13 protein-coding genes and 2 tRNA genes are annotated in these 15,126 nt (G+C 67.0%); 8 read left to right on the top strand and 7 right to left on the bottom strand.

Annotation, left to right across the window (positions count from 1 at the left end; all coding sequences use genetic code 11):
* Nucleotides 1-58 precede the first annotated feature (58 nt).
* The 4 genes from H9Q09_RS10520 to H9Q09_RS10535 all read right to left on the bottom strand — a co-directional run bounded on the left by H9Q09_RS10520 (nt 59) and on the right by H9Q09_RS10535 (nt 3,763).
* On the bottom strand, nt 59-814 hold the full coding sequence (locus H9Q09_RS10520) for an alanyl-tRNA editing protein (protein WP_187390987.1): 756 nt from the start codon (nt 812-814) through the stop codon (nt 59-61).
* 2 nt (nt 815-816) lie between these two features.
* Nucleotides 817-1,857, bottom strand: a complete 1,041-nt coding sequence (locus tag H9Q09_RS10525) for a cysteine synthase A (RefSeq protein WP_187390988.1) — start codon at nt 1,855-1,857, stop codon at nt 817-819.
* A 180-nt stretch (nt 1,858-2,037) separates the two neighbouring features.
* Complete coding sequence (locus H9Q09_RS10530; RefSeq protein WP_187390989.1) at nt 2,038-3,489, bottom strand: deoxyribodipyrimidine photo-lyase; 1,452 nt, start codon at nt 3,487-3,489, stop codon at nt 2,038-2,040.
* A gap of 198 nt (nt 3,490-3,687) precedes the next feature.
* A tRNA-Asn gene (locus H9Q09_RS10535) sits at nt 3,688-3,763 on the bottom strand.
* A 260-nt stretch (nt 3,764-4,023) separates the two neighbouring features.
* On the opposite strand from H9Q09_RS10535, the gene H9Q09_RS10540 reads away from it, so the two are divergent.
* Nucleotides 4,024-4,242, top strand: coding sequence for a hypothetical protein (locus H9Q09_RS10540; RefSeq protein ID WP_187391070.1), 219 nt, complete (start codon nt 4,024-4,026; stop codon nt 4,240-4,242).
* A 20-nt stretch (nt 4,243-4,262) separates the two neighbouring features.
* Here the strand turns inward: H9Q09_RS10540 and H9Q09_RS10545 are convergent, their stop codons facing one another.
* On the bottom strand, nt 4,263-4,532 hold the full coding sequence (locus tag H9Q09_RS10545; protein ID WP_187390990.1) for a hypothetical protein: 270 nt from the start codon (nt 4,530-4,532) through the stop codon (nt 4,263-4,265).
* Nucleotides 4,533-4,642: 110 nt separating this feature from the next.
* Nucleotides 4,643-4,942: a hypothetical protein gene (locus tag H9Q09_RS10550; RefSeq protein WP_187390991.1), complete on the bottom strand. Its 300-nt coding sequence runs from the start codon at nt 4,940-4,942 to the stop codon at nt 4,643-4,645.
* Nucleotides 4,943-5,091: 149 nt separating this feature from the next.
* Here H9Q09_RS10550 and H9Q09_RS10555 point away from each other — a divergent pair, with 149 nt between their 5' ends.
* Complete coding sequence (locus H9Q09_RS10555; RefSeq protein WP_187390992.1) at nt 5,092-6,033, top strand: LysR family transcriptional regulator; 942 nt, start codon at nt 5,092-5,094, stop codon at nt 6,031-6,033.
* A gap of 78 nt (nt 6,034-6,111) precedes the next feature.
* Entirely contained in the window at nt 6,112-6,396 is a 285-nt protein-coding gene (locus tag H9Q09_RS10560; protein WP_187390993.1) for a hypothetical protein, read from the top strand.
* A gap of 71 nt (nt 6,397-6,467) precedes the next feature.
* On the opposite strand, the gene H9Q09_RS10565 is transcribed toward H9Q09_RS10560, so the two are convergent.
* Nucleotides 6,468-6,541, bottom strand: a tRNA-Cys gene (locus H9Q09_RS10565).
* A 222-nt stretch (nt 6,542-6,763) separates the two neighbouring features.
* Here H9Q09_RS10565 and H9Q09_RS10570 point away from each other — a divergent pair.
* The 5 genes from H9Q09_RS10570 (at nt 6,764) to H9Q09_RS10590 (ending at nt 15,122) form a co-directional block, all read left to right on the top strand.
* Nucleotides 6,764-7,417: a protein-L-isoaspartate O-methyltransferase gene (locus H9Q09_RS10570; protein ID WP_187391071.1), complete on the top strand. Its 654-nt coding sequence runs from the start codon at nt 6,764-6,766 to the stop codon at nt 7,415-7,417.
* A 197-nt stretch (nt 7,418-7,614) separates the two neighbouring features.
* Nucleotides 7,615-9,027, top strand: a complete 1,413-nt coding sequence (locus tag H9Q09_RS10575; protein WP_187390994.1) for a TolC family outer membrane protein — start codon at nt 7,615-7,617, stop codon at nt 9,025-9,027.
* 185 nt (nt 9,028-9,212) lie between these two features.
* Nucleotides 9,213-10,478 (top strand): DUF2497 domain-containing protein, encoded by a 1,266-nt coding sequence (locus H9Q09_RS10580; protein WP_348646295.1) that lies wholly within the window; start codon nt 9,213-9,215, stop codon nt 10,476-10,478.
* Nucleotides 10,479-10,615: 137 nt separating this feature from the next.
* On the top strand, nt 10,616-13,459 hold the full coding sequence (locus H9Q09_RS10585; protein WP_187390995.1) for a valine--tRNA ligase: 2,844 nt from the start codon (nt 10,616-10,618) through the stop codon (nt 13,457-13,459).
* A 373-nt stretch (nt 13,460-13,832) separates the two neighbouring features.
* On the top strand, nt 13,833-15,122 hold the full coding sequence (locus tag H9Q09_RS10590) for a long-chain fatty acid transporter (protein ID WP_246716096.1): 1,290 nt from the start codon (nt 13,833-13,835) through the stop codon (nt 15,120-15,122).
* Nucleotides 15,123-15,126: the final 4 nt, after the last annotated feature.

Here is a 15,126-nt window from a genome sequence, read left to right on the forward strand (position 1 = left end):
CAACGGATGGCGCAGTAGATCGCACCCGTTCCCGTCGCGGCAAGGGCAGTTACGGGTTTCAGGCGGGCAGGGGGCCGAAGCGGATGCGGAAGCGCCGGTTGACCTTGCCCTTCTTCTCGATCTTGCCGATGTGGATCTCGCCGACTTCGCCGGTTTCCAGGACGTGGGTGCCGCCGCAGGGCTGGGTGTCCACCGACCCTTCGTCGCCGACGCAGACCAGGCGGATGCGCCCGGTGCCGCGAGGCGGCTTGACGTTGGCCGACTTCACCAGGCCCGGATTGGCGTCGAGTTCGGCATCGCTGATCCAGCGGGTGAAGACCGGATGGTTGGCCTCCACCAGTTCCATCAGGCCGGCGGTGACCTCGGCCTTGTCCGGCGCGCCTTCGGGAATGTCGAAGTCGACGCGGCTCTCGTCCTCGCCGACCGCCGCGCCGGTGATCGGGAACGGACAGACGACCGTCAGGAGATGGCAGGCCGTGTGCATGCGCATCAGCTTGTAGCGGCGCTTCCAGTCGACATGCAGCACCAGGGTCTCGCCGGGCTGCGGCAGGGTCGCCGCGTCCTCGACCAGCATCAGGATGGTGGTCTTGTCGGCGGCGTAGACCGTGTCGACGATCTTCACCTGGCGGCCGTCGGCCGTCTCGACGAAACCGGTATCGCCCGGCTGGCCGCCGCCCGCCGCGAAGAAATTGGTGCGCGCGAAGACGAGGCCGGGGCGCCCGTCGGCGGTGGTCTCGACGCGCAGCAGTTCGGCTTCCATCGTCGAAAGATAGGAATCGTCCTGATAGACGCGCTCGGTTCCGGCCTCGGACATGGTCAGTCCACCGGCTCGAAGGGCACGTCGAATTGCGGCGTGCGCTCGATCCACTCGGGGACCGGCAGGCCCTTGTCGCGCAAGAAGGCCGGGTTGAACATCTTCGACTGGTAGCGATTGCCGTAGTCGCACAGGATGGTCACGATGGTGTGGCCGGGGCCCATCTCCTTCGCCATGCGGATGGCGCCGGCGATGTTGATGCCCGACGAGCCACCGAGGCAGAGCCCTTCCTCGGTGATCAGGTCGAAGACGATGCGCAGGGCCTCGTCGTCGGGGATCTGGTAGGCGAAGTCCGGCTCGAAGCCTTCGAGATTGGCGGTGATGCGGCCCTGGCCGATACCCTCGGTGATGGACGAGCCTTCCGACTTGAACTCGCCGGTCGTGTAGTAGCTGTAGAGCGCGGCGCCCATCGGATCGGCGATGCCGAACTTGATCTGCCCGGAGCGGCGCTTCAGGCCCATGGCGGTGCCGGCCAGGGTGCCGCCGGTGCCGACGGCGCAGATGAAGCCGTCGATCTCGCCGCCGGTGCCGTGCCAGATTTCCTCGGCGGTGGTGACCACGTGGCCGTCGCGATTGGCGAGGTTGTCGAACTGGTTCGCCCAGATGGCGCCCTGCGGATGGGTCCTGGCCAGCTGTTCGGCGAGGCGGCCGGAGACCTTCACGTAATTGTTCGGGTTCTTGTAGGGGACCGCCGGCACTTCGATGAGCTCGGCGCCCATCAGGCGCAGCGCGTCCTTCTTTTCCTCGCTCTGGGTCTCGGGGATGACGATCACGGTGCGATAGCCGAGCGCGTCGGCGACCAGCGACAGGCCGATGCCGGTATTGCCGGCGGTGCCTTCGACGATGATGCCGCCGGGCTCCAGGAGACCCTTCTCCTCGGCATCGCGGATGATGAACAGCGCGGCGCGGTCCTTGACCGACTGGCCGGGGTTCAGGAATTCGGCCTTGCCGTAGATCTCGCAGCCCGTCGCTTCCGATGCCTTGTGCAGTCGGATGAGCGGCGTGTTGCCGATGGCGTCGAGGACGGAATTGTATCGGGACATCTGGGACCTGATTGGCGGGATGCGGAATGCTGCCGCGAAACTATGACCGGCGGGTGGGGGTGGCAAGGCAATGATTGCCGTGACGGGAAACTTGTGTGCCGCCACGCACCGGGAATCTGCACGCTAATGCAAGATCGGCGACCGAATCGGTAACGGCAGCGACGGCGGCGTCCGGGCGGTTCAGCCCTTCACTTCCCCATAGGCGTCGAGCGCCCGCTTGCGGGCCGTCCCGTGATCGACGATCGGCTTCGGATAGGTCTTGCCCAGCTCCACCCCGGCCTCGGCCCGGGTGTCGGCATCGGCCTCCCAGGGCGCGTGCAGGGCCTTGTCCGGCAGATCGGCGAGTTCGGGCACGAAGCGGCGAATATAGTCGCCGTCGCCATCGAAGCGCTGGCTCTGTGTGACCGGATTGAAGACCCGGAAATATCGCTGGGCGTCGGCGCCGCTGCCGCCGATCCATTGCCACTGGGCCGTGTTCGAGGCGATGTCGCCATCGACCAGCGTATCCCAGAACCAGCGCTCGCCCTCGCGCCAGTCGATCAGCAGATCCTTGGTCAGGAAGGAGCCGACGATCATCCGCACGCGATTGTGCATCCAGCCGCATTCCCAGAGCTGGCGCATGCCGGCATCGACAATGGGGTAGCCGGTAAGGCCCTTCTGCCAGGCCCGCAGCTCGGTCTCGGCGCTGCGCCAGGGGAAGGCGTCGAAACGCTCATTGTAGTTCTGCGTCGCGAGAGGCCCGAAATTGTGGAGCAGGTGATAGTTGAAGTCGCGCCAGACCAGCTCCTTCTTGAAGGTCTTCAGCGCGTCGCCCGGAATGGTCTTGCGCCGGTTCGCATAGGCTTCCGCCGTGTGCCAGAGCCGATAGGGCGAGATCTCGCCCCAGCGCAGATGCGGCGACATGCGCGAGGTGGCGTCGTCCCCCGGGCGATCCCGCCCGTCGGGATAATCGTCCAGCCATTCGTCGCAGAATTCCTCGAAGCGCTCATGCGCGGCGGCTTCGCCGACCTCCCAGAACGCCGCGATACCGCCGGACCAGTCAGGACGCGTCGGCAACAGGTCCCAATCCTCCAGCCTGTCCGAGCGGGGCTGGTCTTGAAGCGCTGCCAGCTTGTCCGGCGGATCGATCGGATCGCGGGGCTCATCTTCGGCGAGGTTCTTCCAGAACGGCGTATAGACCTTGTACCAGCCGCCGGTCTTGGTGCGCACCTTGTCGGGGTCGTGCAGGATGTTGGCGGTGAAGCGCTGCACCTCGACATCGCCGCCCAGCGCCTGCTCGACGGCGTCGTCGACGGCGCGCGAGGCCTGATCGTAGCGCCGGTTCATCAGAAGCGTCGTCGCGCCGGTCGATTCGACGATGTCGACGACATGGTCGCGCGCCTTGCCGTGGCGCAGGATCAGCGGCGCCCCCTTGTCGGCGAGATCCTTGCCGAAGCGGTCCAGCGAATGATGCAGCCACCATTTGTGCGCGCCGCCCAGGGTCCGCACACCGTCGCTCTCCTCGTCGAGAACCACCAGCGGCACGACCGGGCGTCCGCTGTCGGCGGCTTCGGCCAGGGCCGGGTTGTCGTCCAGCCTGAGATCGTCCCGAAGCCAGACGACGATCGGTTCGCTTTGTGATGTCTGCGTCATGAATGCTGCCTACGCTTGTCCCGACGTGATCCGGCCGGCCCGGTATGGGGCACCATGTGTCGCGAAAGCGCGGAGAGGCGAGGGCGGTGCGACCAAACGGGCCGAATCGCGGCAGCGCTTGGTCTGTCCGGCAGAGGGGAAGCAGGGCGCTGAAACGAAGAAAGCCGCCGGTCGCGAGACCGACGGCTTTCAAGAAACTGGCTCCCCGAGCAGGGCTCGAACCTGCGACAATTCGATTAACAGTCGAACGCTCTACCAACTGAGCTATCGGGGAATGACGCGTCCAACGCGTTGGCGTGCCTATAGCAAAGCGATTGCGCATTTGCCAACCCGTCCGGGCAAAAAAACGCATCGCAGCATGGCGGAAAAACCGACAGGGCGGCAAAGGCTTGTGCGGACGGGGCGCCGCGCCCATTTCGCAGCGCAGGTGACGGGCCACAAGGAATGCCGCAGGTCATGGACGAACAGCAGGATGCGCCCGATGCCGGCGGCCATGACGAAGCGTCGGTCCGCAAGGCGCACCGTATTGCGGTGATGGGGCGCGACATGCCGCTGCCCGCCTCGCGCGGCCTGCGGATCGCCACGGGCGCCGCACTGGTCCTGGGCGGCACCGTCGGCTTCCTGCCGATCGTCGGCTTCTGGATGATTCCCCTCGGCCTTCTGGTGCTGTCGGTCGATCTCGGCCCGGTGCGGCGGTGGCGCCGCCGCACGGCGGTGCGCTGGGGCCGCTGGCGGGCAACCCGCCGCAACTGAGCGATCGGCCCGTCTGCCCGTCAGCGCAGCCGCGTCGGCCGCCACACCACGATATTCGGACGGCGGTCCCGATCGAGCTCCCTGGCCTCGACCTCGCAGTCGCGTTCGCGGCATTCGCGGCAGCGAAACGCCAGTTTTTCCAGCGGGCCCGCCGGATCGGCGGCCATGGCCAGGTCCACCGCCAGGAACGAGGCGGCATGGCCGCATTTGCGGCATGTGGCGGTGATCAGCATGCCGCGCCGTGCGGCTTCGCCGAGGGTCCCCGATCGTGGTCTGCTGGTATCGCTCATGCCCGCTAGATGGAACGAAGCATGAACATCGTCAACGGAAAAAAGGGCGCTGCCGCAAGTCCGGCAGCGCCCTGCGGGCGACGGGAGCTGGGAGGATGCTCCGGTGCCGATTACAGGCCGTTGGCGACCGGCTGATAGGCCAGCGGCGTGACGGTCGTGCGGGTGGCGGGCGCGAATCGCGCCGCGTCACGGGCGGTGTGCGGTGCGGCCCGGCGTTCGGTGCGGGTCACGCGACGAGCGTCGCTGCGAACCGCATCGCTGCGGTCGGCCGCGGCGCGCTGGCTGGACTGGAACTCGCCGTAGAAATGGCCGTAGCCGACGTCGCCGGTGGAGGCGAGCTGTGCCGAGGCGGGAGCGGCGAAGGCGAGGGATGCCGCGAGGCCTGCGGCGAGGAGCGAAAGCGTCTTCATGGCAATGGTCCCTTGGTTTGGGGGCTCCGGCGGACTGCATTTTGCAGTGTCCGGAACCCGCTAATGCATGCGATGCATCAGACCTATTGTTGGAACGTTCCCGGTGGTAGATGGCGGAATTGCAACTCGTCGTCCTACTGGTGGAACGCATGCCCAATCTCGATGACCTCTTCTATTTCGAGGCCGTGGTGCGCCATGGTGGCTTTGCGGCAGCGGGCCGGGCACTGGGCATTCCGAAGTCGAAGCTGAGCCGCCGCGTCGCCGCTCTGGAGCAGCGGCTCGATGTCCAGCTCTTGGAGCGCTCGGCCCGTCGGCTGTCGCTGACGGCGGTCGGCGACGTGTTCTACGGCCATTGCCGTGCGGCGCTCGCCGAAGCCGAGGCGGCCGAGGAGGCGGCGCAGACCCTGACCGCCGAGCCGCGTGGGCTGGTTCGGCTCGGCTGCCCCCCGGGCTTCGGCGAACATGCGCTGGCCGGCGTGCTGCCGGCGTTCTTCGCGGCCTATCCCAAGGTGCGGCTGCAATTGCTGGTGTCGCTGGAGACCATCGATCTCATTGCCGAACGGGTCGACGTGGTGATCCGCGCCAATCTCGCCTTCGAGGAGAACTCCGATCTGGTGGCGCGCAAGCTGGGCCCGATCGGCATCGTCCTGGTGGCGAGCCCGGCCTTCCTGGCGGCGCATCCGGCCATTGCGCGACCGGAGGATCTGGCCGGCCTGCCGACGATCGCCCATCAGAAGACCCAGGACCAGAGCATCTGGGAACTCTATGACGGCGCCGACCGGCCGGTGCGGATCCGCCACGAACCGCGGCTCCTGGTCAACGACTTCGCCGTCTCCCGCGAGGCCGCCATTGAGGGGCTGGGCGTCGCGATGCTGCCCCAGGCGGTCTGCTACGACGCGCTCGCCTCAGGCGCGCTGGTCCGGGTGCTGCCGGATTATCATGCCGGCGAGAGCATGGTGCATCTCCTGTTCACGTCGCGGCGCGGCATGCTGCCGGCCGTGCGGCTGCTCGTCGATCACCTGATCGACACGCTGCCGGAGGTAATGCGGCGCAAGCGCGCGGCCGTATACGAATCGCAAACCGTCGCCTGAGCGCCAAGTCGCTCATCTGGAACCGAATTCCGCTTCGACCCCTTTCGCTTTCCAACAAACGAATGAGAGGCGGATACAATGTTCAAGCAGCTTGCGGCAGTCCCTATCCTGGCAGCAGCGCTCTTCACGGTTCCGGCCAGCGCCCAGTCGACCTCCGGCGATTCCCTGTCGCAGGGGATGATCGAGATGGCGTCGCTGTCGGTCGAGCCGCGCGAGAGCCGCAGCATCAAGAGTGCGTCCAACGGCGTGCCGATCCCGACGCCGCGGCCGGAGACGATCCGCAACATCGCGCCGCAGGAGCCCGTCGAGCGCACCGCCGAAGGCTATCGCCTGATCGGCCCGCGCTTCTTCCCGGCCCAGTAAGCTGCATGCGCTGACAGGCGATGGCGCCGTCGGTCGTCGAACTGTCTTGAATGCAACGTCGGGGAAAAAGCTGGAGGCCTCGGAGGGAATCGAACCCCCGTGCAAGGATTTGCAGTCCTCTGCGTAACCACTCCGCCACGAGGCCTCACCGGCGCTGTACCTACTGATTTGATTGGGCTCTCGCAAGCCCCTCCGATCCGATCTGCGAACATCGTCATGCCGGCACGCCGGCAGCCCCGGTTTTCTGTCACGCCGCAACGCCGAACGGTGCGTTGCGGCGATCTTCGCCTTGCCTCGCTTCTAGGGCGCGACTAAGGAAACGACAGAGAACAAGGCGAAACGGCGACGAGAGATCGGAATGTCGACCATGGACTTTGATGCCGCCCGTACGCGGATGGTGGACAACCAGATTCGCACCACCGACGTGACCCGCCACGAGATCCTGCGGGCCTTCCTCGAGGTGCCGCGCGAAGAGTTCGTGCCGGCCGCGCGCAAGCCGCTGGCCTATATCGACGAGGACGTGCCGCTCGGCCACGGCCGCTTCATCATGGAAGCCTCTCCCTTCGCCAAGCTGATCCAGCTGGCCGCGATCCGTCCTGACGACGTCGTTCTCGATGTCGGCTGCGGCACCGGATATTCGTCGGCGGTGCTGTCGCATCTGGCCGGCTCGGTGGTCTCGCTGGAGCAGGATCCGGAGCTTGCCGAAGCGGCGACCGAGAACCTCGCCCGGCTCGACTATGTCACCTGCGCCGTCGTCGAAGGGCCACTGAACGAAGGCTATCCGTCGGAAGCGCCGTTCGACGTCATTTTCGTGCAAGGTTCTGTCGACATTCTGCCTGAAACCCTGCTCGAACAGCTTCGGGATGGTGGCCGTCTGGTTGTCGTCGAGGGGCAGGGCAATGCGGCGGAAGCCAAGCTCTACTTCAAGGACGACAACGGCGTCGTCGGCAGCCGGTTCGGATTCAACTGCAGCATCCGGCCGCTGCCGGGCTTTCAGAGGAAGGCCGAGTTCGCCTTCTGAGCGATCAGCATCGTTGCAGATTTGCCGATTCGCGAAACAAATGCCGGGCAGGGGGCCGCGTCGCTTGATCGATCGGCCGTGCGCCTGATTAGTATGCCCAAACCTCAAATGGCATTCCCGGGTCTGACGTTTCCGGGAGACGTCGGGGCGGGGGCGGTGACCGTTACCTAAGTGGGCCGCGTCATGGAGTATGAACATTGATCGGCAAGACTGTGATTGCCGCGCTTCTGGCCGCGGGCACCCTGTTGTCCTCTCCCAGTGGGGCGCTGGCGGAAACGCTGACCGGGGCGCTCGCAAAGGCCTACAAGTTCAATCAGGATCTCAATGCCGCCCGCGCCCAGCTCCGCGCGACTGACGAGAACGTGCCGCAGGCCCGCTCGGCGCTCAGGCCCTTCATCAGCGGCGTCGGTTCGGCGAATGCCAGCCGCAGCCGCACGACCCGTGGCGACGACCTGCCGCGGATTCGCGACCGGACCGACTCGATCGGTTTCGGCGTGCAGCTGAACCAGACGATCTTCGACGGCTTCCAGACCCAGAACAACGTCGCCGCGGCGCAGGCCCAGATCCGGGCGGCGCGCGGCAATCTGTCGAACACCGAACAGAACGTCCTGTTCGACGCCGCCAGCGCCTACATGAACGTCCTGCGCGACCGGCGCATCGCCGCGCTGCGCCGCGAAAATCTCGGCTTCCTCGAAGAGCAGGTGCGGGCCGCCAGCGCACGGTTCGAAGTCGGCGAGGGAACGCGGACGGATGTCGCCCAGGCGGAATCCCAGCAGGCGCTCGCAACGGCGCTCCTGAACAGCGCCCTGTCGCAGGTGGCGTCCAGCGAGGCGACCTATTTCGACATCATTGGCGATTCGCCCGATAATCTGGTTGCCGGCACGCTGCCGTCCGGCGTGCTGCCGCGCTCGGTCGATGAGGCCTTCCGCGTTTCTCAGGCGGAGCATCCGGCGATCCAGGCGACGCTGGCAGCGGTCGACGCGGCGGCCTTCCAGGTGAAGTCGGCCGAAGGCGCCTTCCTGCCCGAGCTCAGCCTGACCGGCCGTGTGGACGACACCTACGCCCTCAACGAGCGCGACCCGCAGAGCCTGCCGGGCGTGCGCGTAAACACCCAGAACGAGGTCTCCGCCTCGGTCGGGGCGCAGCTGACGATCCCGATCTATCAGGGCGGTCGCGCCAGTTCGGTCGTGCGCCAGGCCAAGGAAGTCCTCGGCCAGCGGCGCATCGAGGTGGATGGCGCCCGCGACCAGGTGCGGGCCGCTGTGGCGACGGCATGGGCGCAGTTGCAGGCGGCGCGGGCCAACATCACCGGCTACCGGGCCCAGGTCGACGCGGCGCGGCTGGCCCTCAACGGCGTCATCGAGGAGCGCAATGTCGGCCAGCGCACCACGCTGGACGTCTTGAACTCCCAGGCCGACGTGATCTCGGCGCAGATCCTTCTGGCCGGTTCGACCCGCGACGAGGTCGTTGCCGGCTATGCCGTTCTGTCGGCCATCGGCCGCCTGTCCGCCGAGCGTCTCAACCTCGTGGCGAGCGTCTATCGACCGACCGAGCATTACGAGGCGGTCGAGGACAAGTGGTTCGGCCTGCGCACGCCCGACGGCCGCTGAGCTTCGATCGGGCGAGCCGGACCCCGCGAAGCGAGTCCGGCCGGCAACAGCACGCTGCAAGAAGCTGGTGATAGAGACGCTGAAGGGCCTTGCGGGATTCCCGTCGAGGCCCTTTGCGCTTAGGCTTCACGCATGATTCGAGCGATAGGGTCTGCGCCTGTCGCCCAATTTTGCGGGAGCTCGTCATGAGCAATGCTCTACCGGCACGGGAACCGTCCATGGACGAGATCCTGGCCTCGATCCGGCGTATCATCGAAAGCGGCGAGGAGAAGTCTCCTTCGCGCCGGGCTGCGGCCAAGCCGGCCGCCTCGGCCGAGCGCGATGAACCTCAGGCTGCCGAGCCGGCAACGGGCGCGCAGCAGGGCACGAGGCCCGCGCTGACGGAGCCGCGCCTTGACAGGCAGGCGCCGGTTCAGGCCGAGCGCGACGAGGTTTCCGGCTTCGACGGGCTCGGACGCCCGGCCAACGATACGGTGCGCCAGGCCCCCCGTCCCAAGCTCGGGATCGTGCCGCCTGCGGCGCCGATCGCGGACGATGAGGATTCCGAGGACGACGCCGGGATGTCGTCCGGCCCGGGCCTCTCGCTGGACATGGTCGAAGACGAGGTCGAGACGGCCGTCCGCGAGGCGGTTGCGGCCCATGACGGCCGCCTGGGCAATGCGGCGGATGCGACCGACGCGGACATCTTGGAAGACGTGACGGCGCTGTCGTCGGCCCGGCTGCAGGCTGCCTCGCTCGCCGCGGCGTCCGAGCGCCGGACGGACGCGGTGCGCGATTCCGTTGCCGATGTCTCTGCCATGGCTGCCACCGACGACGAAGACGAAGTGCCTGCTGAAGCGCGGCTGGAGCCGGCGGAGGCGATGGCCTCCGCGCAGGCCGCGCCGATGCCGGACTGGTCCACTGCGACATCGGCCGCTGCCGAGGTTTCGGCCGACGCCGACGAGCCGGCCGATTATCTCGGCGAGTTCGACGAGGACGAGTTCGCCAGCGAGCTTCTCGACCGGGCCGGCCTGTTCGAGGCCGGCCGGGCCGATGCCGAGGCGGCAACCGATTCCGTCGCCGGCGATGGCGCCGAAGACAAGGACGGGGAGGCCGAAGAGGCTCCGGCCATGACCGCGCCCCCGTCGCCGCAGGCGTACGAGCCGGCCAAGGCCAAGGCCAAGGCCGCGGAAGCCGTCGATGCGCCGGCGACACCGTCCGCACCGGTGGCCGCGACAACCGCGGCCGAGATCCATGCCCTTGTCTCGCACGAGGCCGGCGAACGCATCGCCGGGTCGTTCGACGATCTCGCCCGCGTCATCCGCGACGAGCAGATGCGCACCATGGACGAGACCGTCCGCCAGATGCTGCGGCCGATGCTGCAGGAATGGCTCGACGACAACCTGCCGCGCCTCGTCGAGCGACTGGTTCGCGAGGAGATCGAGCGCGTCGCCCGCGGCGGTCGCCGCTGACGAACCCGGCCTGCGGCGCGCAGATCGCATCGCGGGCCGACACGGCTCTTCGTTGACAGTGTCGAAAGCAAGGCTGTAACCGGTTCTGGAACATCACCGCCCCGGGGAATCCGGCTGGCGCGCGCACCGGACAAGCCATGATCGAAAAGACCTATGACGCCGCGGCGATCGAGCCGCGTATCGCCGAGCGTTGGGAAGAGGCCGAGGCCTTTCGCGCCGGAGCCGGCGCCGCCGAGGATGCCGAAGCCTTCTCGATCGTCATTCCGCCCCCCAATGTCACCGGTTCGCTCCATATGGGGCACGCGCTGAACGACACGTTGCAGGACGTGCTGGTGCGCTTCGAGCGCATGCGCGGCAAGAAGGTGCTGTGGCAGCCCGGCCTCGATCACGCCGGCATCGCCACGCAGATGGTTGTCGAGCGCCAGCTGGCCGAGCGCAAGGAGCCGGGCCGGCGCGACATGGGCCGCGACGCCTTCATCGAGCGGGTCTGGCAGTGGAAGGGCGAATCGGGCGGGGCGATCCTCGGCCAGCTGCGTCGTCTCGGCGCGTCCTGCGACTGGTCGCGCGAGCGCTTCACGATGGATGAGGGCCTGTCGAAGGCGGTGCTGCACGTCTTCGTCGAGCTCTATCGCAAGGGCCTGATCTACAAGGACAAGCGTCTCGTCAATTGGGACCCGAAGCTGCTGACGGCGATTTCGGACCTCGAGGTCGAGCAGAAGGAGGTGAAGGGGCACCTCTGGCATTTCCGCTATCCGCTGGCCGATGGCGTGACCTACGAACATCCCTACAATGTCGATGCGGAGGGCAACCGCACCGCGTGGAAGCCGTCGGATGGCGAGCCCGCCGGCTACGAGACCCGCGACCATCTGGTCGTCGCGACGACCCGGCCCGAGACCATGCTGGGCGACAGCGGCGTGGCCGTCAGCCCGGAGGATCCGCGTTACCGTGACCTCGTCGGCAAGTCCGTCATCCTGCCGCTGGTCGGCCGCCGGATTCCGATCGTTGCCGACGAATATCCCGATCCCGAGGCCGGCACCGGCGCGGTGAAGATGACGCCGGCGCACGACTTCAACGATTTCGAGGTCGGCAAGCGCCACGATCTCAAGCAGATCAACATCCTGACGATCGCCGCGAAGATCACCCTGGCCAAGAACGAGGCCTTCCTCGACGGACTGGAGGAGACCGCCGAACTCGAGCGCACCATTGCGGCGCTCGACGGCGAGGACCGCTTTGCCGCGCGCGAGGCCATCGTCGCGATGATGGAGGAGGGCGGTCTCCTCGCCGCCGTCGAGGACCATCCGCACACGGTGCCGCATGGCGACCGCGGCGGCGTGCCGATCGAGCCGTTCCTCACCGACCAGTGGTATGTCGACGCCAAGACGCTGGCCGAGCCGGCCATCGCCTCGGTGCGCGAGGGCCGTACCAAGTTCGTGCCGAAGAACTGGGAAAAGACCTATTTCGACTGGATGGAGAACATCCAGCCCTGGTGCATCTCGCGCCAGCTCTGGTGGGGTCACCAGATCCCAGCCTGGTACGGTCCGGACGGCGAGATCTTCGTCGCCAAGACCGAGGAAGAGGCCGTCGCCGCGGCGCTGTCGCACTATGTCACCAACGGCACGATCGACGACGAGGAAGCCCGCGCCATGGCCGCCGACCCGGCGCGCCGCGACGGCTTCCTGCACCGCGACGAGGACGTTCTCGACACCTGGTTTTCGTCGGCCCTGTGGCCGTTCTCGACGCTCGGCTGGCCGGACCAGACGCCGGAGCTGGCGACCTATTATCCGACCAGCGTCCTCGTCACCGGCTTCGACATCATCTTCTTCTGGGTTGCCCGGATGATGATGATGGGCCTCGAATTCATGGATGAGGAGCCGTTCCACACGGTCTATGTCCACGCCCTGGTTCGCGACAAGACCGGCGCCAAGATGTCGAAGTCGAAGGGCAATGTGGTCGATCCGCTCGATCTCATCGACGAGTTCGGCGCCGACGCCCTGCGCTTCACCCTGGCGATCATGGCGGCGCAGGGCCGCGACGTGAAGCTCGATCCGCAGCGTATCGCCGGCTATCGCAACTTCGGCACCAAGCTGTGGAACGCGACCCGCTTCGCCGAGATGAACGGCGCCGTGCACGGCGGCACGCTCGATCCGTCGCAGCTCTCGCTGCCGCTGAACCGCTGGGTCGTGACCGAGCTCGGCCGCACCATCGCCGAGACCGAGACCGCCATCGCGGCCTACCGCTTCAACGAGGCGGCCGCGACGCTCTACCGCTTCGTCTGGAACCTGTTCTGCGACTGGTATGTGGAGCTGGCCAAGCCGGCTCTGATGGGCAGCGACGAGGCCGCGGCCAACGAGGTGCGGCACGTCATGGGGTCGGTGCTCGACCGGATCTACGCGCTGCTGCATCCGTTCATGCCGTTCATCACCGAGGAGCTGTGGCAGGTGACCGCCGCCGGCGAACGCGCCTCGCTGCTCTGCCATGCGGCCTGGCCGGTGCTCGACTTCGCCGACCGCGACGCCGCCGACGATATCAACTGGCTGATCGAGGTGGTGTCGGAGATCCGCTCGGTGCGGTCGGAGATGAACGTGCCGGCGGCGACCGAGGCCGATCTCGTCGCGGTGGCGCCGGATGCCGCGACCGCGGCGCGGCTGGAGCGGCACGGCGCCGCGGTGAAGCGGCTGGCACGGCTGGCGACCATCGTCACCGCGGAGACCGCGCCGGAACAGTCGGCGCAGATCCTAGCGGCGGGCGGAAGCTTCGCCCTGCCGCTGGCCGGGCTCATCGACGTCGCCGCCGAGCGCAGCCGCCTCGGCAAGGCACGCGACAAGGCCCTGGGCGAGATCGAGCGGATCGACCGCAAGCTCTCCAACCAGAAGTTCGTCGCCAACGCGCCTGACGAGATCGTCGAGCAGGAGCGCGAGAAGCGCGAAGGCTACCGGATCGAGGCCGACAAGCTGTCGGCCGCGCTCGAACGGCTGCAGTAGCTTTATAATTCGGAGCACGGCGTGTCCTCGCAAGGAGGCGCCGTGCTCCTGCAATGCCCGGTATCGTCCGGCCCTTGGTGCCAAGCCGCCGATCTGTCGTATTTATGACACGCTCGAGACACGATTTTGTCTCCTCGCGCCGTGCGCGCGCCGATCTCTCCCTACGTAACTCCCCGTTCCCCCACGCGAAAAAGCAGAATGTGCAAAGGCTTGCGCAGGCTTCGCCGGCTATGATCGCCGCTGTGGCGGAAGCGTCGCAATCGCCCCGGTGTTGCAACCGGGGAGTTCCGGACCGCGAATTTATCGTTTACGTTTGCGTCAACTTTCAGCGGCTGGGTTCCCGCGGAAGTTCAACAAGAGTGGGGGGATTCCATTGCGAACTTTTCTGACAACGATTCTCGGCGCGTCCCTGGCTTCGGCGGCGCTCAGCACGTCGGCCCTCGCCGGTGGCTTCCAGCGCGGCACGGCTGACACGGACATCCTGTTCGAGCAGGGCACCGCCGTGATGCGGACCGGCGTCACCTACGTCAATCCGCAGCGCGGCTTCGAGTCGATCAACGGCCAGAGCGGCAATTTCGGCACCTATACGCAGAATTACCTCATCCCGTCGCTGGCCTTCGGCATCAACAGCGAGATGGCTGGCTGCGCAGGCACCTACGTGATCTCCTTCGCGGCGGAATCCGACTATACCGGCGCGCCGGGCGGGGCGCTTCCGGCTGGTCCGACGGCCAATTCGCGGACCGAGACCAGCGAGTTCGAGTCGAACGAGTTCGGCCTGACCTGCCGCCTGTCCTACACCAATGACATCGGCCGCTTCAGCATTCTCGGCGGCGTCTTCGCCGAAGACTTCACCTTCGACGGAACCAGCCTCTCCGGCACCCCCGTTGGTGCGGCGCCCCTGCCGGGCGGTGGCACGACCCCCGTCTTCCTGCCGGTGCGCACGACGGTCGAGACCAAGAGCGACTACGCCATCGGCTACCGTGTTGGCGCCGCCTTCGAGAAGCCGGAAATCGCGCTGCGCGCCCAGGTGATGTATCGCTCGGAAGCCACGCACGATAATTTCACCGGCACGGGTTCCGTCGTTTCCAACGGCAATGCCTACATCATCGGCCCCGGTGGCGCCCAGGTGGTCGTCCCGACTGCCGTGCCGCCCGCAGGCACGACCGTTGCAGCCGGCACATCTAACTTCTCGGAAGTCGTCAGCCCGCAGAGCCTCTACATCAACGCGCAGACCGGCATCGCGCCGGGCACGTTGCTGCTGGCATCCTTCCGCTGGACCGACTGGAGCACCAACGGCACCGCCGTCAGCTCGATCTCCACCGGTGGCGTGACCCGCTCGAGCCTGTCGCCCTACAACTGGCGTGACGGCTACACGGCGTCGATCGGTCTCGGCCGGGCGTTCACCGACGAGATCTCGGCGGCCGTCTCGGTCGGCTACGATCGCGGCGTGTCGACCGGTTCGGAGACGACCTACACCGATCTCTACACCCTGGCCGGCGGTGTCTCGTTCAAGGCCAACGAGTGGAGCGAGCTGCGCTTCGGCGGTCTCGTCGGCTACTGGACCGATGGCGAGCAGTCGATCAACGACGGTGCGTACTTCAATGCCACGGTCGGCGACGATTTCGTCTATGCGGTCAACGCCTCGATGAAGTTCACTTTCTGAGTCC

It is taken from the genome of Aurantimonas sp. DM33-3 (assembly GCF_014334315.1).
GTDB lineage: Bacteria > Pseudomonadota > Alphaproteobacteria > Rhizobiales > Rhizobiaceae > Aurantimonas > Aurantimonas coralicida.